General features: G+C 69.0%; 23 protein-coding genes. 13 read left to right on the top strand and 10 right to left on the bottom strand.

Going from position 1 to position 21,798, the window contains the following annotated elements:
- Positions 1–2 precede the first annotated feature (2 nt).
- Positions 3–596 (top strand): TetR/AcrR family transcriptional regulator, encoded by a 594-nt coding sequence (locus tag NDR87_RS17745; protein ID WP_251914063.1) that lies wholly within the window; start codon positions 3–5, stop codon positions 594–596.
- Here the strand turns inward: NDR87_RS17745 and NDR87_RS17740 are convergent, their stop codons facing one another.
- Positions 597–1,556 carry a glycine betaine ABC transporter substrate-binding protein gene (locus tag NDR87_RS17740; RefSeq protein ID WP_251914064.1) on the bottom strand — a complete coding sequence of 320 codons (960 nt, stop codon included), beginning with the start codon at positions 1,554–1,556 and terminating at the stop codon, positions 597–599.
- Between the two features lie 242 nt (positions 1,557–1,798).
- On the opposite strand from NDR87_RS17740, the gene NDR87_RS17735 reads away from it, so the two are divergent.
- From NDR87_RS17735 to NDR87_RS17720, 4 genes are read left to right on the top strand one after another with little or no spacing between them, the layout of a single operon-like run.
- Positions 1,799–2,695 carry an ABC transporter substrate-binding protein gene (locus NDR87_RS17735; RefSeq protein ID WP_251914238.1) on the top strand — a complete coding sequence of 299 codons (897 nt, stop codon included), beginning with the start codon at positions 1,799–1,801 and terminating at the stop codon, positions 2,693–2,695.
- A gap of 10 nt (positions 2,696–2,705) precedes the next feature.
- The gene (locus NDR87_RS17730; RefSeq protein WP_251914065.1) at positions 2,706–3,857 is read left to right on the top strand and encodes an ABC transporter ATP-binding protein; all 1,152 of its coding nucleotides are present in this window, start codon (positions 2,706–2,708) and stop codon (positions 3,855–3,857) included.
- The gene (locus NDR87_RS17725; RefSeq protein ID WP_251914066.1) at positions 3,854–4,549 is read left to right on the top strand and encodes an ABC transporter permease; all 696 of its coding nucleotides are present in this window, start codon (positions 3,854–3,856) and stop codon (positions 4,547–4,549) included. Before NDR87_RS17730 ends, NDR87_RS17725 begins: the two co-directional genes overlap by 4 nt.
- Positions 4,546–5,229 carry an ABC transporter permease gene (locus NDR87_RS17720; protein WP_251914067.1) on the top strand — a complete coding sequence of 228 codons (684 nt, stop codon included), beginning with the start codon at positions 4,546–4,548 and terminating at the stop codon, positions 5,227–5,229. Before NDR87_RS17725 ends, NDR87_RS17720 begins: the two co-directional genes overlap by 4 nt.
- On the opposite strand, the gene NDR87_RS17715 is transcribed toward NDR87_RS17720, so the two are convergent.
- On the bottom strand, positions 5,226–6,164 hold the full coding sequence (locus NDR87_RS17715) for an undecaprenyl-diphosphate phosphatase (RefSeq protein ID WP_251914068.1): 939 nt from the start codon (positions 6,162–6,164) through the stop codon (positions 5,226–5,228). The two genes, NDR87_RS17720 and NDR87_RS17715, sit on opposite strands and share 4 nt — an antisense overlap.
- A gap of 185 nt (positions 6,165–6,349) precedes the next feature.
- On the opposite strand from NDR87_RS17715, the gene NDR87_RS17710 reads away from it, so the two are divergent.
- Positions 6,350–6,772 (top strand): CBS domain-containing protein, encoded by a 423-nt coding sequence (locus tag NDR87_RS17710; RefSeq protein WP_251914240.1) that lies wholly within the window; start codon positions 6,350–6,352, stop codon positions 6,770–6,772.
- 76 nt (positions 6,773–6,848) lie between these two features.
- Here NDR87_RS17710 and NDR87_RS17705 read toward each other — a convergent pair whose 3' ends face one another.
- The 4 genes from NDR87_RS17705 to NDR87_RS17690 form a co-directional block, all read right to left on the bottom strand.
- Complete coding sequence (locus NDR87_RS17705) at positions 6,849–8,006, bottom strand: NADP-dependent malic enzyme (protein WP_251914241.1); 1,158 nt, start codon at positions 8,004–8,006, stop codon at positions 6,849–6,851.
- 547 nt (positions 8,007–8,553) lie between these two features.
- Positions 8,554–10,140 (bottom strand): FAD-dependent oxidoreductase, encoded by a 1,587-nt coding sequence (locus NDR87_RS17700; protein ID WP_251914069.1) that lies wholly within the window; start codon positions 10,138–10,140, stop codon positions 8,554–8,556.
- A 51-nt stretch (positions 10,141–10,191) separates the two neighbouring features.
- The gene (locus NDR87_RS17695; RefSeq protein ID WP_251914070.1) at positions 10,192–10,458 is read right to left on the bottom strand and encodes a hypothetical protein; all 267 of its coding nucleotides are present in this window, start codon (positions 10,456–10,458) and stop codon (positions 10,192–10,194) included.
- On the bottom strand, positions 10,455–11,309 hold the full coding sequence (locus tag NDR87_RS17690) for a PHP domain-containing protein (RefSeq protein ID WP_251914071.1): 855 nt from the start codon (positions 11,307–11,309) through the stop codon (positions 10,455–10,457). Before NDR87_RS17690 ends, NDR87_RS17695 begins: the two co-directional genes overlap by 4 nt.
- Before the next feature lie 41 nt (positions 11,310–11,350).
- Between NDR87_RS17690 and NDR87_RS17685 the strand changes: the two genes are divergently transcribed.
- Positions 11,351–12,421: a magnesium and cobalt transport protein CorA gene (locus tag NDR87_RS17685; RefSeq protein ID WP_251914072.1), complete on the top strand. Its 1,071-nt coding sequence runs from the start codon at positions 11,351–11,353 to the stop codon at positions 12,419–12,421.
- On the opposite strand, the gene NDR87_RS17680 is transcribed toward NDR87_RS17685, so the two are convergent.
- From NDR87_RS17680 to NDR87_RS17670, 3 genes are read right to left on the bottom strand one after another with little or no spacing between them, the layout of a single operon-like run.
- Positions 12,422–12,994 carry a suppressor of fused domain protein gene (locus tag NDR87_RS17680; RefSeq protein WP_251914073.1) on the bottom strand — a complete coding sequence of 191 codons (573 nt, stop codon included), beginning with the start codon at positions 12,992–12,994 and terminating at the stop codon, positions 12,422–12,424.
- Between the two features lie 5 nt (positions 12,995–12,999).
- Positions 13,000–13,491 carry a general stress protein gene (locus NDR87_RS17675; protein WP_251914074.1) on the bottom strand — a complete coding sequence of 164 codons (492 nt, stop codon included), beginning with the start codon at positions 13,489–13,491 and terminating at the stop codon, positions 13,000–13,002.
- A gap of 12 nt (positions 13,492–13,503) precedes the next feature.
- On the bottom strand, positions 13,504–14,460 hold the full coding sequence (locus tag NDR87_RS17670) for a CoA ester lyase (RefSeq protein ID WP_251914075.1): 957 nt from the start codon (positions 14,458–14,460) through the stop codon (positions 13,504–13,506).
- Positions 14,461–14,511: 51 nt separating this feature from the next.
- On the opposite strand from NDR87_RS17670, the gene NDR87_RS17665 reads away from it, so the two are divergent.
- The 6 genes from NDR87_RS17665 (at position 14,512) to NDR87_RS17640 (ending at position 20,871) form a co-directional block, all read left to right on the top strand.
- Entirely contained in the window at positions 14,512–15,825 is a 1,314-nt protein-coding gene (locus NDR87_RS17665) for a magnesium transporter MgtE N-terminal domain-containing protein (RefSeq protein WP_251914076.1), read from the top strand.
- A complete protein-coding gene (locus NDR87_RS17660; RefSeq protein ID WP_251914077.1) occupies positions 15,822–16,412 on the top strand; it encodes a DUF1003 domain-containing protein in 591 nt (196 codons plus the stop codon). Before NDR87_RS17665 ends, NDR87_RS17660 begins: the two co-directional genes overlap by 4 nt.
- Before the next feature lie 194 nt (positions 16,413–16,606).
- On the top strand, positions 16,607–17,995 hold the full coding sequence (locus NDR87_RS17655) for a lytic murein transglycosylase (protein WP_251914078.1): 1,389 nt from the start codon (positions 16,607–16,609) through the stop codon (positions 17,993–17,995).
- A gap of 176 nt (positions 17,996–18,171) precedes the next feature.
- Entirely contained in the window at positions 18,172–18,963 is a 792-nt protein-coding gene (locus NDR87_RS17650; RefSeq protein ID WP_251914242.1) for a lytic murein transglycosylase, read from the top strand.
- Between the two features lie 93 nt (positions 18,964–19,056).
- Positions 19,057–20,193, top strand: coding sequence for an Mrp/NBP35 family ATP-binding protein (locus tag NDR87_RS17645; protein ID WP_251914079.1), 1,137 nt, complete (start codon positions 19,057–19,059; stop codon positions 20,191–20,193).
- Positions 20,194–20,286: 93 nt separating this feature from the next.
- A complete protein-coding gene (locus tag NDR87_RS17640; protein ID WP_251914080.1) occupies positions 20,287–20,871 on the top strand; it encodes a Uma2 family endonuclease in 585 nt (194 codons plus the stop codon).
- 1 nt (position 20,872) lies between these two features.
- On the opposite strand, the gene NDR87_RS17635 is transcribed toward NDR87_RS17640, so the two are convergent.
- Entirely contained in the window at positions 20,873–21,793 is a 921-nt protein-coding gene (locus NDR87_RS17635; RefSeq protein ID WP_251914243.1) for a phosphotransferase, read from the bottom strand.
- Between the last annotated feature and the right edge of the window lie 5 nt (positions 21,794–21,798).

Genomic DNA, 21,798 nt, shown 5'->3' with positions numbered 1-21,798 from the left:
GGGTGCGTCTGAGTCCGGACGAACGTCGTCAGCAGCTCATCGGGCTCGGTGTCGAGATGCTGCGCGAGCGGGCCATCGAGGACATCTCCGTCGGCGAGATCGCCGAACAGGCCGGGATTTCCCGCGGCCTGCTGTTCCACTACTTCTCCTCCAAACAGGACTTCCAGCTCGCCATCCTGCGGCACGCGAATCTGGAACTGCTGACCCGCACCGCACCCGATCCGAAGCTCGCCCTGTTCGACATGCTGCGCGACGCCGTGCAGCGCTACGTCGACTACGTCAGCAAGAACCGCACGCCGTATCTGGCCATCCTGCGCGGACCCAGCAGCGCCAGCCCCGAGCTGGCCGCCCTGGCCGAGGAGTCGCGCAATACCATCGTCGACCGGATCCTGACCGTGACGCCGATTCCGGACAACGATCCCGACCACCCCCGGCTGCGGCTGGCCGTGCGCGGCTGGATCGCGTTCGTCGAGGAGACGACGCTGAGTTGGCTACGGCACGAGACGATTTCGCGCGAGCAGCTGATCGATATGCTGGTGGAATCGCTGCCGGCCCTGGCGCTGAGCCCCGCGCTCACCGCGGCCCTGCGGCAGTAGTCACAGCGAATGCGCGTCGAGCCAGGCGCGGGCCAGTTCCGCGGCCGAGGCGTGCTCGTCGCGCACGCGGCGGACGAGGTCGACGAGTTCGGCGGTGGTGAGTTCACCCGCCACATAGTTGAGCTTCTCGAGTTGCCGCTCGGTCAGCGCACCCTTGCGGAACAGCGGGACGATGTTCTGCGCGCGGAAGGCATAGGACGGATCGGCCACCAGGGTCAGCTCCTGCGCGCCGCCGGGCAGCAGGGTCGCGGGCGCGGTGAACACACCCGCCTGAACCTTCCCGTGGCGCAGGGCATTTCGCAGTTCGGTATCGCTGCCGTAGACGCTGTGGTGCGCGATGTCGCAGTGATAGACCGTGCGCAGCGGCTCCAGCACGTCACGCTGCGGATCCGGACCGCGGCGCAGCGGATCGAGCTCGCTGCCGGTGGCGATGCCGACGGACAGCTCGCCGCACCGCGGGGCCAGCTCGGTCAGGCTCGCCGCCGGATCGGGGTGGGCGAGGGCGAAGCTCGGCCGCAGATCGGTGCCGTCGGCGAGGTCGGAGACGGCCAGGCCCTCGGGCAGCGCGCCGTTGAGGGCCTGGGCGACGCTCGGCGCCGGTCGCGCGGGCGGGGAGACCTTGTCGGCCACACCCTTGTCGGGCACGCGGGCGGGTGAGCCCGAATCCAGGGCCGTCAGCAGATCGCCGCTGTCGTCGCCGACCAGCGTCACCGTATCGGCATCCAGGGCCGCCAGATAATCACCGCGCTGCCCCAGGCCGGTCCGCACGGCCGTGCGCGCCCCGGTGCGGGCGAGCGCGCCCGCGTATATCTCGGCAATCAATTCGGACTGAGCGGAATTGCCCGCACCGACCGTGATCGCGGGTCCGCGATCCTCGTCGGCGCAGGAAACGGCCAGCGTAGCGACCATCGCGGCGATCAGCATGCTGGTCCGGGTCCGCACCGACGCGGCCGATTTCATCCGGCGACACCCACTCCCGATAGATAGTAAGAACGACACCCGGCTGACAGTATGGACAGCCAGAAGGTGACCGCCCGGACAGGAATCGTAATGGGAGCCCGGGGACGGCCACCCCGCAGCGCCGGGACATCGGAAGGACAGTCTTGAAATCCACCAACACCACCCCTGCGCGGCGGCGCGGACTCCGCCCCGCCCTGACCGCCGCCCGCCTGCTCGCCACCGCCGTCGCGCTGGCCGCCGCGATGGCACTGTCGGCCTGTGGCGGCAACTCCAACCCGCTGTCGAGCGGTTCGGGCAGCTGCGACGGCGACACCAACAAGCTGACCGTGGGCTCGGCCAACTTCCCGGAGTCGGAGACCGTCGCCGACGTCTACGCGGAGGCGTTGCGCGCCAACGGTTTCAGCGTCGACACCAAACTCAATATCGGCAGCCGCGAGGCCTACATCCCTGCGCTGCGCGAATGTTCGATCAGCGTGATCCCCGACTACACCGGAAATCTGCTGCAGTACTTGGACTCCGCGGCGACCGCGACCGCGGCCGAGGAGGTGAACGCGGCCCTGACCAAGGCGCTGGGTTCGGACCTCGCGGCCGGAAAGCCCGCTCCCGGCGAGGATTCCGATGCCGTGGTGGTCACCCGCGCCACCGCCGAGAAGTGGAATCTGAAGACCATCGCCGATCTGGCGGCGCATTCGGCGGAGGTGAAGTTCGGTGGCCAGGCGGAATTCGCGGAGCGCTCGGTGGGGCTGCCCGGCCTGAAGAAGAACTACGGTCTCGACATCAGTGGCGATCGGTTCGTCCCGATCGGCGATGGCGGCGGCCCGGCGACAGTGCGTGCCCTGACCTCCGGCCAGGTGACCGCGGCCAATATCTTCACCACCTCCCCCGCCATCAAGGAGCACGACCTGGTGGTGCTGGCCGATCCCAAGCACAACTTCCCGGCGCAGAACGTGGTGCCGGTGCTCAACGCCAAGAAGAAGTCCGACAAGGCGCTGCGGGTGCTCGACGCGGTGTCGGCGAAATTGACCACGACCGAACTGATCTCGCTCAACGAGGCGGTCTCCGGATCGGCCAAGACCGAGCCCGCGGCCGCGGCCAAGGCGTGGGTGACCGCGCAGGGGCTGGACAAGCCGATCGGATAGGAGGGCCTCCGTGGCCGATATCGAATTCAGCGGCGTCACCAAGACCTATCCGGACGGCACCACTGCGGTGACCGAGCTGGATCTGCGGATCGAATCCGGATCGTTCACCGTCTTCGTCGGTCCCTCGGGCTGCGGCAAGACGACATCGATGCGAATGATCAACCGCATGATCGTGCCCAGCTCGGGCACGATCACGGTGGCGGGCAAGGATATTTCGACCGTGGATCCGGTGAAGTTGCGGCTCGGTATCGGCTATGTGATCCAGAGCGGCGGGCTGCTGCCGCACCGGACGGTGCTCGACAATGTCGCCACCGTTCCGGTGCTGCAGGGCAAGTCGCGCCGCGCCGCCCGCAACGCCGCCCTCGAGGTGCTCGACCGGGTCGGTCTGGATCGCGCCCTGGCCAAACGCTATCCGGCGCAACTGTCGGGCGGTCAGCAGCAGCGCGTCGGCGTGGCGCGGGCGCTGGCCGCCGATCCGCCGGTCCTGCTGATGGACGAGCCGTTCAGCGCCGTGGATCCGGTGGTGCGCGAGGAACTGCAGGCCGAGATGCAAAGGCTGCAGGCGGAATTGCGCAAGACCATCGTCTTCGTCACCCACGATATCGACGAGGCGATCAAACTGGGCGACCGCATCGCGGTCTTCGCCCGCGGCGGCGTGCTGCAGCAATACGACGCGCCGCAGACCGTACTGGCCCAGCCCGCAACCGATTTCGTGGCCGACTTCGCCGGGCGCGACCGCGGCTATCGCGGGCTGTCGTTCCGCAAGGCGGACGGCGTCGAGCTGCACGACATCCGGACCGCGACCGCCGATCGCCTGCGCGAGCTCCGGCTGGCCCCGGGTGACTGGGTGCTGGTGGTGGACGAGAACCGCCACCCGCTCGGCTGGGTCGACGTCACCGGTGTCGAGGGCGTGCGCGCCGGACACGATCTCGCCGACTGCATGGCGGCCGGGGGATCGCTGTTCCCACCCGGCGGCGACCTGCGCCAGGCGCTCGACGCCGCCGTCTCCTCGCCGTCGAATATCGGTGTGGCCGTGGATGATTCCGGCACGGTGACCGGGGGTGTGAGCGCCACCGAGGTCATCGAACAGCTGGCCCGCCAGCGCGCCGACGAGGACACCGCCCGCAATCGGCACTTCTTCGAGCAGGAACACGCGCGATGAGATACCTCGTCGACAACTTCGCCGAGATCGCCGGGTATGCCCGCACCCATCTGTATCTGGCGCTGGTCCCGCTGCTGATCGGCCTGGTGGTCGCGGTGCCCGTCGGCACCGTCGCCCGGCGGGTGCGCTGGCTGCGCCGCACCACCACGACCGTCGCCAGCGTCGCCTACACCGTGCCCTCGCTGGCGCTGTTCGTCATCATCCCGCCGCTGGCCGGTATCGCCACCATCGATCCGCTCAATGTCGTGATCGCGCTGAGTATCTACTCGGTCGCACTGCTGGTGATCGCGGTGCCCGCCGCCCTGGACTCGGTGCCGACCGCGGTGCTCGACGCCGCCGACGCCATCGGCTACCCCCGGCTGCGCCGCGCCCTCACCGTCGAATTTCCCCTGGCGCTACCGGTTTTCGTGGCCAATCTGCGGGTAGTGGCCGTCACCAATATTTCCGCGGTGACGGTCGGCGCGCTGATCGGCGTCGGCGGGCTGGGCAAGCTGTTCACCCAGGGCTATCAGCGCGACTATCCGGACGAGATCGTGGCGGGCATCATCGTGGTTCTGGCGCTGGCCCTGATCGTGGACCGGGTGCTGTATCTGCTCGGGCGCTGGGCCACGCCGTGGCTGCGCACCGGTCGCGCCCCCGCCACGCGGCGCCTACGGCTGTCGGTCGACCTGGCGAAAGGGGCGGACGCGTGAACCTCTTCATCGATGCCTGGCACTACCTGACCACGGCGGCGAACTGGGGCGGGCACACCGGAATCCAGCAGCGCCTGTTGGAACACCTGTGGTACAGCTTCCTGGCCGTGGCACTGTCGGCGGCGATCGCGCTGCCGATCGGACTGGTCATCGGGCACACGCGCCGCGGCGGCGGTCTGATCGTCGGCTTCGCCAACGCCATGCGCGCGCTGCCGACGCTGGGCCTGCTCACCTTCGTGGTGCTGCTGCTCGGGCTGGGCCTGCTGCCGCCGCTGCTGGCGCTGATCACCGTCGGCGTGCCGCCGCTGCTGGCGGGGGCGTACGCGGGCATCGCCAATGTGGATCCGAACGTCGTGGACGCCTCGCGCGCCATGGGCATGAACGAGCGCCGTGTCCTGTTCCGCGTCGAGGTGCCCAACGCACTTCCGGTGCTGCTCACCGGTTTACGCGGGGCCACGCTGCAGGTCGTCGCGACCGCGACCATCGCCGCCTATGTGAATCTGGGCGGCCTGGGCCGCTACATCTTCGACGGCATCAGCCTCTACAAATACGACCGCGTCCTGGTCGGCGCGCTCCTGGTCGCCGTGCTAGCCCTGGCCCTGGACGCGATATTGGCCTTCGCGGTATGGGCCAGCGTTCCCGGCACGGGCCGGCTGCGCCGCTCGGCGCCGATCGACTAGGTGGCCGAGACCACCCCGGTCGCGAGCAGTCCCATGATCGCCAGCCCCAGCACGATGCGGTAGCCGACGAACCAGTTGAACGAATGCCGGGTGACGAACCGCAGCAGCCAGGCCACCGACGCGTAGCCGACCACGAACGAGAGCACCGTGGCCACCAGCAGCTGCGGGCCCGAGGCATTGAGCCCCTCACCGGCCGGCTCGAATGCGTCGGGCAGGCTGAACAGGCCCGACGCCACCACCGCCGGAATCGCCAGCAGGAACGAGAATCGCACGGCCGCTTCGCGAGTCAGGCCGACGAACAGGCCCGCCGAGGAGGTCGCGCCGGAGCGGGAGACGCCCGGAATCAGCGCCAGGCACTGGGCGAAGCCCATGATCAGGCCGTCACGCGTGGTCAGCTGCTCGATCGGACGCCGCTTGCTGCCGTAATGTTCGGCCGCCGCGATGACGAGCGCGAAGACGATCAGCATGGTCGACACCAGCCAGAGATTGCGTGCGCCGGTACGGATCTGGTCCTTGAGGACGAAGCCGATCAGGCCGATCGGAATGGTCGCGATGATCACGTACCAGCCGATCCGATAGTCCAGTTCGCGCCGCGCGTCCTCGTCGAGCACGTACTCGCCCCCGGTATACACCGGCAACCGCGTCGTGACCTGTTCGCTGATCGGCACCCGCTCCCGCGCCGACCCCCGCAACCGGCTCAGCCCCACGCCGAACCAGGCCTGCACGATCCGCCAGATGTCCTTGGCGAAATACACCAGCACCGCGGCCTCGGTACCCAACTGCGTGACCGCGGTGAACGAGGCCCCCGCGTCGTCACCGAAGAACACCGCCGACACGATGCGCAGATGCGCCGACGACGAGATCGGCAGAAATTCCGTCAACCCCTGGACCAGGCCCAACACCAGCGCTTGCACCCAGGTCATGGACTCGCCCACACATACTCCCGCTCGTCGTCGATACACCTGCCACAGACGGCAGCGACACTACCGGGACCGACCGGCCGACTCTAATCCTCGATACCGGGCGGATTGACCAAGATCGCGATCCGGGCCACCATATGACAAGGCACCCGGAGTGCAAGCTCCTTCCGTTTCGAGACAGGAGGTTTGCAGTGAAGGCCATGAAAGCCCGCGACATCATGCACCGGGACGCGACCTGCATCCCGGCCGACGAAACCCTCGATCGGGCCGCCCAGGTCATGCGCAATCTGGACGTCGGTGCGCTTCCCATCTGCAACAACGATCGCCTGATCGGCATGCTCACCGACCGCGACATCGTGGTTCGCTGCATTGCCGAGGGGCACGATCCGAGCCGGGTGCGCGCCGGGGATCTGGCCCAGGGCACCCCGCGCTGGGTGGATGTGGATACCGACGTCAGCGAGGTGCTGGAGCTGATGGAGGCCCATCAGATCAAGCGCGTGCCGGTCATCGACAAGAAGCACGACAAGCGGTTGGTCGGCATGATCTGTGAATCCGACCTGGCCCGCAACCTCGACGACGAGCAGCTGGCCCGATTCGTCGCCTCGGTGGCCGTCCCGCACTGATCGCATAGCCCGGACAGGAAAGGGCGCTTCGTTCGCCATTGAACGAAGCGCCCGCTTTTGTTACCGAAAGATGCTGCTACGCAACGCCTTCGGCGCGCGCGGCGGCGGCCACGGCCTCGGCGACCGCGGGTGCGACGCGCGGGTCCAGCGGACTCGGCACGATCTTGTCGGCGGCGAGTTCGTCGCCGACCACGCTCAGGATGGCCTCGGCGGCGGCGATCTTCATGCCCTCGGTGATGCGGCGGGCACCGGCGTCCAGCGCGCCCTTGAACACGCCGGGGAAGGCGAGCACATTGTTGATCTGGTTGGGGAAGTCGCTGCGGCCGGTCGCGACGATCGCGGCGTGGCGGTGCGCCACCTCGGGGTGGATCTCCGGATCCGGGTTGGACATCGCGAACACGATCGACTCCGGCGCCATCGAGGCGATCAGCTCCTCGGCGATGGTGCCCGCCGAAAGGCCCAGGAACACATCGGCTCCCGCCATCGCCTCGGTCGCGCCGCCGGTGATCCCGCGCGGGTTGGTGCGCTGCGCCAGGTCGGCCTTCACGTGGTTCAGATCGGTGCGGTCGCGGCTCACGATGCCCTTGGAGTCGAGCACCACGATGTCCGAAACCCCCGCCGCCAGCAGGATATTGGTGCACGCCACCCCGGCCGCACCGGCGCCCGACACCACCACCTTCAGGCCCTCGATGCCGCGGCCCTGCACCTTGGCGGCGCCGTTGAGCGCGGCCAGCACCACGATGGCGGTGCCGTGCTGGTCGTCGTGCATGACGGGACAGTCCAGCGCCTCGATGACCCGCTTCTCGATCTCGAAGCAGCGCGGTGCGGAGATGTCCTCCAGGTTCACCGCGCCAAAGCTGGGGCGCAGCCGGATCAGGGTCTCCACGATCTCGTCGACATCCTTGGTGTCCAACACGATCGGAATCGAGTCCAGCCCGGCGAACTTCTTGAACAGCGCGGCCTTGCCCTCCATCACCGGCAGCGAGGCACGCGGGCCGATATCGCCCAGGCCGAGCACCGCGGTGCCGTCGCTGACCACCACGACCAGGCGGTCGGTCCAGGTGTAGCGCTTGGCCAGGGCGTCGTCGGCATGAATGGCCCGACTCACCTGCGCCACGCCCGGGGTGTAGGCGATGGACAGATCGCGCTGGGTCTCGAGCGGAGCGGTCAGTTCCACCGAGAGCTTGCCCCCGAGATGGCCGGCGAAAATTTCCTCGTGCGTAATGGCGGACAGGTTCGCCGAATCGGTTTCACGGCTCGCCGTGGCGGCGTTCGGTGCATCAGTCACGGGTGACACGATTTCACTCCTGCTCGGTATCGACTGAACCGTCTCGCGGTTACCGTCGGGTATTTGGTATCAGTTTTTTCGGGCTACTCGTCGGGTGCGCCAATCACACTCGGGCGCCGCGCAATACCGATCGATAGTGACATCGCGGCAAGCCGCACCGGGTATTACGGCGTATCGCTGCACAGATCCGTCGAGCCAGAAACCGGACGGGTGGGTCCGGGCAATGCCGTGGGGTGGTCCGCGCGTCCGGAGCAGTGCGTCACGGGTCGCGGTTCACCGATCTCCCCGAACCGGGCGGTGGCGTCGGCCGGGGATCGGAACATTCTGCCAGCAGGTCCGAGGGGTTGCCAAATCACCCCTGCCGGCGGGTGGGTCGCGAGTTCCATCTCCCCAGGCTAGGCCGCTCGAATTACCCGGACGTAAGGGGAAACTCGCACGTACGCGGGGGGCGCCGGTGAACTGTCGCACCGCCGCCGCCGAACCCGATGTGAGGTCAGGCCGGGGTGAGGTCCGCGTGCGGGGTCGCCGGACCCGGATCGCGCTGTTCGGGATGCACCCAGACCGAGGTGACACCGCCCGCGTGCAGGCGGATCCGCCAGTCGCTGCCCTCGCCGGGATGGTCGGTGCGCCGGTGCATGCCGCGGCTCTCGGTGCGGGCCAGCGCACTGTATTTGGTCCAGCGCGCCACCGCCAGCAGGGCGGCCGCCTCGCGGGCGCGCAGCCGCTCGGGTCCGTCGCCGCCGAGATCGCATTCGGTGACCGGCCACATGCCGTCGAGTTCGGCGATGCTGTCGCGCAGGCTGCCCGCGCTGCGCCAGTAGCTGCGCCGCAGCGGCAGCGTGTGCTCCTGGACCAGGCCGACCACCGCGCGCGGATCGATACTCGCGTCCGTGCCCAGTCCCGCGCCCGGCACCGGGCGCACCTTGCCCAGCCGCCCCCGGCCGCGCGCGAACCGCGCCGCCCCGGCACCGCCCCACACCCCCGACGAGATCGCCCAGGCACCGCCCTGCCCGCCGAAGCCGCCGACCGCGCCGGTGATGGGCTCGCGGGTGGTCACGTCGCCCGCGCCGAACAGGCCGGGAACCGTTGTGGAGCAATCGAAGTCGAGGATGCGCAGACCGCCCGTGCCACGCACGGTGCCCTCCAGCACCGGCCGCAGCTGCACCCGCGGCGCGAGCGCCGACGCGGTCAGCTGCGTGCGCAGCGGTCCGGGAATCTCGTCCAGCGCCGCGTAGACCCGCCGCCCGTCGGCGATCGCCTCGAACGCCGCCGCGCGCGAACCGAACGGCCCGTCCCCGATCGCCGCCCCCGTCTCGTCGTAGAGCGTGGCGAAGTGCAGGGCCAGATCCGGGGCGGGTACCACCCGCGCGGCGTTTCCGTCGTCGCCCAGCGCGGTCAGTCGCACCTGCCCGACCGGCGCCAGCGCGTAGGCGCTGGAGAATTCCATTCCCGACAGCTCCCCGCCCGCCTCCGCGGCCATCAGCAGGCCGTCCCCGGTGTCGACATCGGTACCCGCGCCGCCGGACAGGAACGCGCACCCACCGGTCGCCAACACCACGGCCCCGGCGCGTGCGGTCCAGGTCTGGTAACCATTGCGCAACTGCACCCCGCTCGCCCCGCTCACCACGCCCTCGGCGTCGACGAGCAGTTGCAGCGCCGGATGGTGATCGAGGATCCGCACGCCCGCCACGATCAGGCTGCGCCGCAGTCGGCCGAGATATGCGGTGCCGTCGAGGCAGACCCGGGCGGGCAGGCCCGCGCGCTCACCCGGAAATCGGTAGCCCCAGCGCACCAGCTGATCGACCCGCCGATGCGTCTCCGCGAGTACCCGCCGCATCCACTCCGGATCGCCGAGACAACCCCCGTTGGCGAAGCTCTGCCGGACGGCCTCCTCCCGCGCCGGACCGGGCGGAATGTTCCACAGCGCGACAAACCCTTTCGCCGTCGGCCCGCTGCTGCCGCAGCGCCCCTTGTCGACCAGGACCACGCGCGCCCCCGCATAAGCCGCCGCCAGCGCGGCCCACGCACCCGCGGGACCACCCCCGACGATCAGGACATCGGATTCGATGGCAGCGCTCACATAGAAAGATATTCGGCCACAATTCATCCGAAGGCAACCGTTACGCGGTCACTAATTCCACCATTGCGTAACCAACAGATAACCGGCCGCACCAAAAACGACCACCACTCCGGAAATGGCCGCGAAACCTCGACGCCGGTCGGCAAATATCTGCGCCGCCACGGCCACCGCCGACAATCCGATATGCCATGCCACCGTCGCCGCGCCCGGTCCCGGAAAATCGCGTCGCGCGCCGAGGATCTCCGCGCCGATCACGACCAGGGTCAGCGCGGCCAGCCCGCCCGCGACGATCCCGCTCAGCGCCCGCAGCGGCCTCACGCGACGATCACCGGAACCCCGCTCGCCTTGTCGGCCAGCTTCTCGAACTGCTCGGGGTCGGTGGTGAATTCGCCGAGCCGGATGGTCTTGTTGGCGCCGTGATAGTCCGAGGACCCGGTGGTGAGCAGGCCCAGTTCGGCGGCCAGGCCGCGCAGCAGCGCCCGATCGGCGGCGCTGTGATCCGGATGGTCGACCTCCAGCCCGGCCAGGCCCAGCGCGGCCAGATCGTGGATCTCCGCCAGCGCCAGCAGCCGCCCGCGCGAGCGCGCCCGCGGATGCGCCACCACGCTCACCCCACCGGCGGCCGCCACCATCTCGACCGCGCGGCGCAGCGGCGTGTCGGCCTTCTCGACGTAATAGCGCCCGCGCGGGGCGAGCAGCTTCTCGAAGGCCGCGCTCACCGTCGGCACCACCCCGGCCGCCACTAACGCCCGGGCCAGATGCGGCCGCCCGGCCGAGGGCCCCGCCGAGGCGAGCACCTGCTCCGGATCGATCGGCAGCCCGTCGGCGGCCATGCGCTCGGCCATCGCCCGCACCCGGACGATGCGCTCGGCGCGCAGCCGCTCCCGCTCGCGCGCGAAGGCGGCGTCGGCCGGATCGAACAGATAGGCCAGCAGGTGCACCGAGACCGGCCAGCCGTCCTCTCCCCTGCCCACACACGACATCTCCATGCCGCGCACCAGCGTCATCCCGCTCGGCAGCGCCGCGGCGGCCGCCGCCCAACCGGCGGTGGTGTCGTGGTCGGTCAGCGCGACCACGTCCAGTCCGGCCGCGGCCGCGTTGCAGATCAGCTCGGCCGGGGTGTCGGTGCCGTCGGAGGCGTTGGAGTGGGTATGCAGGTCGATGCGCACCCGTCCATCTTGCCGAAGATCAGCGACTAGCATCCCCACACGTGCCCCAGATTCCGCCCCTGTCCTCGTTCCGCGGCCGCGGGAAGGACGAGCTGCCGCATATTCCGGTGCCGACCGCGCGGGCGATCATCGATTGCGCGGTGTACGTCGATGGGCAGCGGCTGCCCGGCCGGTACACCCATGCCGAGGCGCTGGCGGAGGTGCGCGCCAAGGAATCCGGCTTCGTCTGGGTGGGCCTGCACGCCCCCGACGAATTCCAGATGGCCGATGTGGCCGGGACTTTCGGCCTGCACGAACTGGCCGTGGAGGATGCGGTGCACGCGCGTCAGCGCCCCAAACTGGAACGCTACGACGAAACCCTGTTCCTGGTGCTGCGCACGGTGAAATACGTCGAACACGATCTGCACAGCATCACCGAGATCGTGCAGACCGGCGAGATCATGATGTTCGTCGGCCGCGATTTCGTGGTGACCGTGCGGCACGGGGATCACACCGAACTCACCGGTGTGCGACGGCGATTGGAGGCGAATCCGCAGCGACTCGCACTCGGCACCGGCGCGGTACTGCATGCCATCGCCGATCATGTCGTCGACTCCTATACCGAGGTGACCCAGGAGATCGAGGAGGATGTCGCCGAAATGGAGGAGGAGGTGTTCACGCCGAACAGTCGCCTCGCCATCGATGCGATCTACCAGCTCAAACGCGAGGTCGTGGAATTGCGCCGGGCGGTCAATCCGCTCGCCCTGCCGCTGCAATTGCTGTCGAAGAGTCCGGAATTGCCGCTGCCCAAGGAGATCCGGCGCTATCTGCGCGACGTCGCCGATCATCACACCGCCGTGGCCGAGCGAATCAGCGATTTCGACGAATCGCTCAGCGCGTTGATCAATGCCGCGCTGGCGAAGGTGACCGTGCAGCAGAACACCGATATGCGCAAGATCTCCGCCTGGGCCGCCATGGCCGCGGTGCCGACCATGATCGCGGGTATCTACGGCATGAACTTCGAGCACATGCCGGAATTGAAGTGGACCTTCGGCTACGGCATGGTGTGGATCGTCATCCTGGCGATCTGCACGGGTCTGCTCATCACATTCCGCCGCAACAAATGGCTCTGATCAGAGACTGGCCGCCCCGCGCTCGGGATCGCGCACATCGATACCCGCCTCGGCCCACGCCTCCCGCAACGCGGCCGCGCCGCGCACCCGCACCCACGCCGCCTCGGTGGCGGTGATCGGGGCCACCGACAGCAACCGCACGGGCTCGGCCGGTTCCGGCAGCGGCACCTCGGCGATCTCGCTGCGACCGAGCAGCGCCGCGGTGAAGGAGGCGCTGTGCCACAGCGGTTCTCCGAGGTCCAGCAGCGCGTCCTCCTGCAGCACAACGCCTTCCACCGCGGGCGAGGCGATGAGTACGCCCAGGCCGCGGGTGATGCCCGCATGCGAACCGTCGCCGCGCAGTGTCAGCACCAGCTCGGCGCGCGGGCCGCGCAGCGGATCGGCAAGGGCCGCGGTGGGATCGGTCATCGGATGCCGCGCCCCGCCCAACGTCACGTAGTGCACGAATTCGCCGTCCGGAATCCGCAGGATCTCGATCGGCTCCAACCCCAGAAACGTCACCGACGCCGAATCGGCGGACGACACACCGTAGTGTCCGAGCACGGCGGCCCGGACCTCCTCCAACACCCGCATACCTATTACAGTGCCAGCCGCGCCAGCATGTCCCGCGCCTGCTCGGCGGTCTTGGGATCGCACAGCACGTCGTAGCGCCCGGCCACCAGCTGCATGGTCGAGGCGAAATCGCGCTGACCGCGGGTGGCGGCGTACGGGATCGAGGCGGAGATGAGGCCGAAGATGATGCCGCCCACCAGACCCACGACCAGCGGACCCAGCGCGCCGCCGTTGGTGAACAGGCTCAGCAGCAGACCCAGGAACAGGCCCAGCCACGCGCCCGACACCATGCCGCCGCCGATGACCCGGCCCCAGGTCAGCCGGTACAGCACCCGCTCGACCTGCATCAGGTCGACGCCCACGATGGTCACGTTGTCCACCGGAAACTGGTTGTCGGCTAGATAGTCGACCGCCCGCTGCGCCTCGGCGTAGGTCGGATACGACCCGACCGGCCAGCCCGACGGTGGCGTCGGCAGGGTCGGCCGATTGCGGTTCGTATTCCCCATGGGACTTGTCATGACTCCATCATGCTATTCATCGGCCGTCGACGGGGCCATGAAACGCGTGGTTCGCGCCATTCCCGCGGCGCGCCCCTTCTCGGCTATGACGCGCGCCATCTTCGCGCTCGCCTCGTCGATCATCTCCTCCCCCAGCATCACCGCGCCGCGGGCGCCGCCGTCGGCCGAGGTGTGAAAGGCGTAGGCGTCCAGAATCTCCTCGGCGCGATCGTAATCGGCCTGGCGTGGGGAGAAGATTTCGTTGGCGGCCTCGATCTGGGTCGGGTGCAGCACCCATTTTCCGTCGAAACCCAGTGCGGCCGTGCGGGATGCGGCGCGCCGGAAACCGTCGAGATCGCGAATCTGCAGATAGGGGCCGTCGATTGCCTGCAGGCCGTGTGCCCGCGCGGTGAGCAGGATGGTCATCAGGATGTGGTGATAGGCATCGCCGGTGTCGTAACCCTCCGGCTGTTCGCCGACCACCAGGGTGCGCATATTGATACTGGCCATGAAATCGGCCGGGCCGAAAACCAGCGTCCGCACCCGTGGGCTGGCGGTGGCGATGGCATCGATGTTGCGCAGTCCCAGCGCATTCTCGATCTGGGGCTCGATGCCGATGCGCCCGACCGCGAGCCCCGCGGCCTTCTCCACTTGGGTCAGCAACAGATCCAGCGCCCGCACCTGACCGGCATCGGTGACCTTCGGCAGCAGAATCGCGTCCAGCCTCGCGCCCGCGCCCTCGACGACCGCGATCACATCGGCGTAGGTCCACTCGGTGGTCCAGTCGTTGACCCGCACCACCCGAATCTGGTCACCCCAGCCCGCGGAATTGAGCGCGGCGACGATATTCGCCCGCGCGGCCGCCTTGGCCGCGGGCGCCACGGCATCCTCCAGATCGAGGAACACCTCGTCGGCCGGGAGTCCCATGGCCTTCTCGATCATGCGGGGATTGCTGCCGGGAACGGCGAGTACCGAACGGCGGACTGACATGCGCGACTCCTCCAGTCGAGATCCGGACAACCCACCCTCTAGCCTGGCAACATGGCGACGAGGGTTTTCGCCGCCAGGCTGGCGGGCCTGGTGGTGCTGGGTCCGGACGGCGAGTCTATCGGCCGCGTCCGGGACGTGGTGATCTCCATCCGGTATGACCGCCAGCAACCCCGGGTGCTCGGCCTGCTCGTCGAATTGCCCACCCGCAGACGGATTTTCGTGCCGATGGGGCGGGTCACCGCGATCGAACCGGGTTCGGTGAACCTCAACACCGGCACCGTCAGCCTGCGCCGCTTCGAGCAGCGGCCGGGCGAGATGCTGGCGCTGGCGCAGGTGCTCGATTCCAAGGTCCGGGTGGACGATCCGGAGCTGCCGGATCTGCACGGGGTCGATCTGTTCGCGGTCGATCTGGGCATCGAGCCGACCCGCAGCCGCGACTGGGTGGTCTCGCGGGTGGCGGTGCGGGGACATCGGCGGCTCGGCCGCCGGCGCGCGGTGCATGTGGTCGACTGGTCGCATGTGCGCGGTTTGACCATGCAGGAGTTGAATCTGCCCGGGCAGGACGTCACCCAGCTGCTCGGCCAGTTCGAGGGCCTGCGCCCGGCCGATGTCGCCCATCTGCTGCACGAGCTGCCCGCCAAGCGCCGCCTCGAACTGGCCCGCGCCCTCGACGACGAGCGACTCGCCGATGTGGTGCAGGAACTGCCCGAAACCGATCAGATCGAGGTGCTGCAGCAGCTCGGCGTCGAGCGGGCCGCCGATCTGCTCGAGGCGATGGACCCCGACGACGCGGCCGACCTGCTGGGCGAGCTGCCCAGCCGGGAGGCCGAGGCGCTGCTGTCGCGGATGGATCCGGAGGAGTCCGAGCCGGTGCGACGCCTGCTGGAGTACTCCCCGTACACCGCGGGCGGCCTGATGACGCCCGAGCCGGTCATCCTCACCCCGGCGGCCACGGTCGCCGAGGCGCTGGCCCGGGTACGCAATCCGGATCTGACCCCCGCGCTGGCCTCGATGGTGTTCGTGGTGCGCCCGCCCACCGCGACCCCGACCGGTCGCTATCTCGGCTGCGTCCATATTCAGCAATTGCTGCGCGAACCTCCGGCGAATCTGGTGGGCGGCATCGTGGACGCCGATCTGACGCCGCTGCGGCCCGAGGCCCCGCTGATCGCGGTCACCCGCTACTTCGCCACCTACAACTTCGTCTGCGGTCCGGTCGTCGACGAGGAGAACCATCTGCTGGGCGCGGTGACGGTCGACGACGTCCTCGATCACCTGCTGCCGGAGGACTGGCGCGAACACGACGAGGAGGGCAATGACATGCACGTGGGCGCGCATGCCGTCGACCGGATCGGAGAGCGCCCGTGACCGAGCGCGCCGACAAGCCGCTGGCCCGCCAGCGTCTGGAGACCCCCGTCGAATCCCGGTTCCGCTTCGACTTCGACGCCGAGGCGATGGCCCGCACCAGCGAGCGGATCGCCCGCTTCCTCGGCACCGGCCGCTATCTGGTGCTGCAGACCGTCCTCGTGGTGGCCTGGATCATCCTCAATGTGTTCGTCGCCACGCTGCGCTGGGACCCGTATCCGTTTATCCTCCTTAACCTGGCCTTTTCTACACAGGCCGCCTACGCTGCGCCGCTGATCCTGCTGGCGCAGAACAGGCAGGACAACCGAGACCGGGTGGCCCTCGAGGAGGACCGGGCCCGGGCGGCGCAGACCAAGGCCGATACCGAATTCCTGGCCCGCGAACTGGCGGCCCTGCGAATCGCGGTGGGAGAGGTCGCCACTCGCGACTATTTGCGCCGCGAACTCGAGGACATCAAGGACGCCCTGGCGCGCCTCGAGACGAATGCACCACCGGACGGGGAAGAATCTGTTCCGGTGAACAAATCGAAGAAGGGTACCGAGCGGAAACGGGGACGGGTACCGCTTTCGCCACGGATCGATGGCAACTGACCGTAAATATTGATAACAACAAGCTGACCGCCGGGTAACCTGGATCACGTTGTCCGGAACGATCGGCCCGGGAGGGTGCCGAGCCGATCGCTCACCGACTACGAAGGGGTTTGGTTGTGCCGATGCGAATATCTGGTCCGATTACCGTATCGGCGCTGGTGGTTGCGGGTTTGATGGCTTCGGGTTCGACGGCTGTGCATACCTCGGCACGCACCGGCGCGCCGAAGGCTCCCGAGGCCCAGCTGGCCGCCGCGACCGCCCCGACCGACGCGTCGGCCGCAGCGACCGACCAGTCCGCAGGGCTCGTCCCGGCCGCGCCGGAGCCGCCTCGCAAACTTCGGGCAATGACCCCGCCCGCCGGTGGCGCACCACTGTTCGCGGGCACCGTCCCGCTGCGCGACATCGCGCTGCCGGGCGGCGGCGCGCTGGGAATTCCGGAGATCGTGCTGGCGGCCTATCGCAACGCGGAGCTGGCCCTGCAGTCGTCGATGCCGGGCTGCGGGCTGAACTGGAGTCTGCTCGCGGGCATCGGCAAGGTCGAATCCAATCACGCGGCCTTCGGCCGGACCGATGCCAACGGCACCACGGTCGGGGTGATCTACGGGCCCGCCCTCGACGGCACGCTGCCCGGAAACGAGATCATCAAGGCCGCCGACGGCGGATATGTCCGCGCGATCGGCCCCATGCAGTTCCTGCCCGGCACCTGGTCGCTCTACGCCTCCGACGGCAACGGCGACGGCGTCTCCGATCCCAACAACGTCTTCGACGCCACCCTGGCCGCGGGCAAGTATCTGTGCTCGGGCGGGCTGGATCTGCGCGATTCGCAGCAGGAGCTGCGTTCGGTATTGCGCTACAACAACTCCGTCGCCTACGCCGCGCAGGTGCTCAGCTGGGCCAACGCCTACAAGTCCGGCGGCGCGCCCACCCCGGTGCAGATCTCCCCCGATCTGATCCCGCCGGGCCCGATGCCGCCGGGCGCCGGTTCGACCATGCTGGCGGCCAGCACCACCATCCCGGGCTCGCCGAGCCCCACCGAGCCGCCGAGCGCCGCGGCGACCACCGCGACGCCCGAGCAGCCGCAGGTGATGATGATCAATATCCCGGGGCTGCCGCCGATTCCGTGCGGCATCTTCTGTCCGCCGCCCGCGCCGAACGCCTGCGGCCCGGCGGCGGTTCCGGCCCCGATGCCCGGGCCGGGCGATCCCGCCCATCCGGCGGAGGCGCAGCGCTGGCCGGCCCCCGGGCAGCACCAACCGGGCGCGGCGGCGGGCGACGATCCCCATGCGGATCCGAACCGCAGCGTCGATGTCAATGCCCGGCCGCAGGATCCGAACGCACCGCGCCCGCCCGTCTGCGCGCCGCCGCCGCCCGCCCCGGGCCTGCCGCCCGCACCCCCACCGCCGCCGGTGGCGGTCGCCCCGGCTCCGGAGCAGCCCCAAACCCCGGCGAAGACACCGGAACCCGGTCCGACCGCACCGGCCGAGCAGGCGCCCGCGGAGGCCCCGGCGCCCCCGCCGCCGCCCGCGATCACGCTGCCGTTCGGCATCGTCGTGCCGCTGCCCCCGCCGCCCCCGCAGCCCTAAACGAGAAACACGGTCACGAAGAAGTAACGAAAAGGTCTCGGATGCGGTAGCCTTCTCCTCGTTGTGTCACGAAAGGCTCACAGCGAGCATTGGAGGGCCACCGCACAGTGGGACGTCACCGGAAGCCGCCGACCGTCACCGTTCGGCGCGGATCCGTAATCGCATTGACCGGTCTGGTGCCCGCGGGCGTCGTCGCCGTGAGCGCGGCCTCGGCATCGGACGTGGACACCGCAGAGCACGCGAGTTTGGCTGCGGCACAGAATATTTCGGATGACGCTCAAATTGAGCAGGCCCCGAAGATGGCGGCGGTCGGGCATTCGGCCCCCGACGAGTTGATGCACGCGGCCAAACATCCCGGACCGCCGATCGTGAAAACCGTTGCGCAGCCGGACGGCCGGGCCGTGGCCGAGGAGCCCGCCGGGCCGCTGGGCATTCCGGGCGTCGCGTACGCGGCCTACCAGAACGCCGAACGGCTACTGGCGCAGGAGCAGCCGACCTGCCACATGTCGTGGTCGGTGCTCGCGGGCATCGGCCGGATCGAATCGCATCACGCCTACGGCAAACTCGATGCCAAGGGCAATCCGATCGATCCGATCTACGGCCCCGTGCTCGACGGCAGCCTGGCGGGCAACAATGTCGTCCGCGCGACCGACGCCGAACTCGACGGCGGCATGAGCAGCTACGCCCGCGCGCTCGGCCCGATGCAGTTCCTGCCCGAGACCTACCGCAAGTTCGCGGGCGACGGCGACGGCGACGGCATCTCCGATCCGCAGAACCTGTACGACGCCGCACTCACCGCAGGCAACTACCTGTGCTACGGCGGGCTGGACATGAACGATCTGTCCCAGCAGTCCAAGGCCATCATGCGCTACAACAACTCGATGGCCTACGTGGCGAACGTGATGGCCTGGGAGGTGGCGTACCGGACGGGCGTCGCACCACAGGCCAGCCAGCTGCCCAGGATCTGAGGTGCTCTGCCCGATGGCGGCGGACGCGGGCCCTACGTGGCTACGCGAGCTGCCGCCTTCGGGCCTGACGCGGCCGCCGCTAAACTCGGCGTCATGCCAGTGGTAACGGAATCGGATGTGCGGGGCGCCCTCGCGAAGGTGAACGACCCGGAGATCCGCAAACCGATCACCGAACTGGGCATGGTCAAGAGCGTCACCATCGACGCCGACGGCGGCGTCCACGTCGAGATCTACCTGACGACGGCGGCCTGCCCGCTGCGCAGCACTCTCGTGGATTCGGTGAGCAGGGCCGTCGCCGACGTTCCCGGCGCGGGCGCGGTGACGGTGGATCTCGACGTGATGAACGACGAGCAGCGCACCGAACTGCGCAAGAAGCTGCGCGGCGATTCGGCCGAGCCGGTCATCCCGTTCGCCCAGCCCGGCTCGCTGACCCGTGTCTACGCCGTCGCCTCCGGTAAGGGCGGCGTCGGAAAGTCCAGCGTCACCGTCAATCTCGCGGCGGCGATGGCCGCGCGGGGACTGTCGGTGGGCGTGCTGGACGCCGACATCTACGGCCATTCGGTACCGCGCATGCTCGGTACCGACCAGCGGCCCACCCAGGTCGAGCGGATGATCATGCCGCCCATCGCGCACGATGTGAAGGTCATCTCGATCGCCATGTTCACCCAGGGCAATACGCCCGTCGTCTGGCGCGGCCCGATGCTGCACCGCGCCCTGCAGCAGTTCCTGGCCGACGTGTTCTGGGGCGATCTGGACATCCTGCTGCTCGACCTGCCGCCCGGCACCGGCGATGTCGCGATCTCCATCGCCCAGCTCATCCCCAACGCCGAGATCCTGGTCGTCACCACCCCCCAGCCCGCCGCCGCCGAGGTCGCCGAGCGCGCGGGCGCGATCGCCCTGCAGACCCGCCAGCGCATCGCGGGCGTGGTCGAGAACATGTCCTGGTTGGACCTCCCCGACGGCACCCGCATGGACCTCTACGGCTCCGGCGGCGGCCAGTCCGTCGCCGACCGCCTCACCCGCGCCGTCGGCGCCGAAGTCCCCCTCCTGGGCCAGATCCCGATCACCCAGGAACTCCGCGAGGCGGGCGACGAGGGCACCCCCCTCGTCCTGCGCGATCCGAAGAACCCGGCGGCCGCGGCGTTGCTGGAGATCTCGGAGAAGCTGGCGGTGCGTCGCCGGGGGCTGGCGGGGATGTCCCTGGGCATCGATACCACGCGACACCTCTGACCGGTCCGGACAGCAATTTCCGCGCGACGCGCATGATCCGCAATGCGATGATGTGGGATAGTGCGCACCTACGGCTGGTACACGGAGGCGATCATGACGGTGGAGGCGACTGACATGACGCACAGGCGGTCGATCACCGTGGAAGAATTCGACGCTCTGCCTGTCGATACTTCCCATCGTTACGAGATCGAGAATGGATTCTTGCTCGTGAACGCTCGCCCAGCACCGCCACACAGCCGCGCGGTCACCCGCCTGATCGGTCAGCTCAACAACCAACTGCCAGCAGGCTTGGAAGCCTTCGCGGAACTGGAAGCCGAATTGGTGGGGCGCTCCCCTCGACAAGTGCCCGACGTCGTGGTCGCCCCCGTAGAGGTCGACGAACAACCTCGCGTCCGCAGCGAGCAGATCGTGCTGGCCATCGAAATCGCCTCTTCCGGCGAATCAGCCGTGCGCGACTACGCCATCAAGGCAGGCGAATACGCCGCCAACAAGATCGCCAACTACTGGGTGATCGACATCCTGGACACCGAGTCGGTCGGCCTCACGATCTACACCCTCGACACCACCGGTGAGTACCACATCACCCCGCGAGCCACCGGGACCGTCACCGTGGAGTCGCCCTTTCCGCTCACCATCGATCTCGACGCACTGACCGGTCGCCGGACGCTCGAGAACTGATTCACAGGATGTGCCAGCGCGCCTCGATGCCCTCGCGCAGACCTTGGATGCGGCGCAACACCTCTCGGGCACTCGGGGATCCGGGGGCGGACTTGTAGGCGTTGGTGGTGATCATGCGGAGTTCGCGTAGGTCGCGGAGCCAGGGGTAGCCGGGCCAGTCGCGGATGTCGAAGCCGTAGTCGCGGCAGAACTTCTCGTATTCGATCGGGGGGTGGGCGAAGCGGCGGCAGTGGACCTCGATGGTGATCAGATCCCATTCGGGGTGGCCGATGGCGACGCTCTCCCAGTCGCAGAGCACGGCGCGGGCGGCGGTGGTGTCCCACAGAATGTTTCGATGGTGGGCGTCGCCATGGATGAGGCCGGGGCGCAGAAGATAGTCGATGTCGGCGGCGCCCGCGGCCAGGCGCAGGCGCTCGTCGTGCAGCAGGCGGCGGTCGAAGGGGGTGAGGATGGGGCTCGCCTCGATGGAATGGGCGATGTGGGCGAAGGCGTCGGCCAGGTGTCGGTTCGGCAGCCACTGCGCCGGGCGGGTGCGCAGGGCATGCAGCAGCGCCAGCGGTTCGGCCAGATCGGCGGCCACGATCGGGCGGCGCTGGGGCAAGTAGCGCCAGAACGTCACCGCGCAGCCGCCGAGGCGCAGCGGCTGCGCCGTCCCGGCCAGCGGCACGGTCGGCACGTCCTGCGCCTGTAGCCAGCGCACCAGCGTCACCACGTCCACCGGCGGCCGCACCCCGACCGGTCGGTCGATCTTCACCACGACCGGCGCACTGGCCAACAGGTACACGGCATTGGTGTGATGGCGCAGCAGCCGCGCGCCCGTCGGCTCGAATCCGGCCTCGGCACAGGCCCGTTCGAGTATCCAGCGCGTCCGCCGCGGCGTGAACCCCGCGGCGGACGCTCCCGTCGTCGCCGCCTCCGACATCGTGC

This window comes from Nocardia sp. CDC159, assembly GCF_023740735.1.
GTDB lineage: Bacteria > Actinomycetota > Actinomycetes > Mycobacteriales > Mycobacteriaceae > Nocardia > Nocardia pulmonis.
Note: the sequence above shows the minus strand (reverse complement) of the source record. Positions and strands in the feature narration are given on the sequence as shown.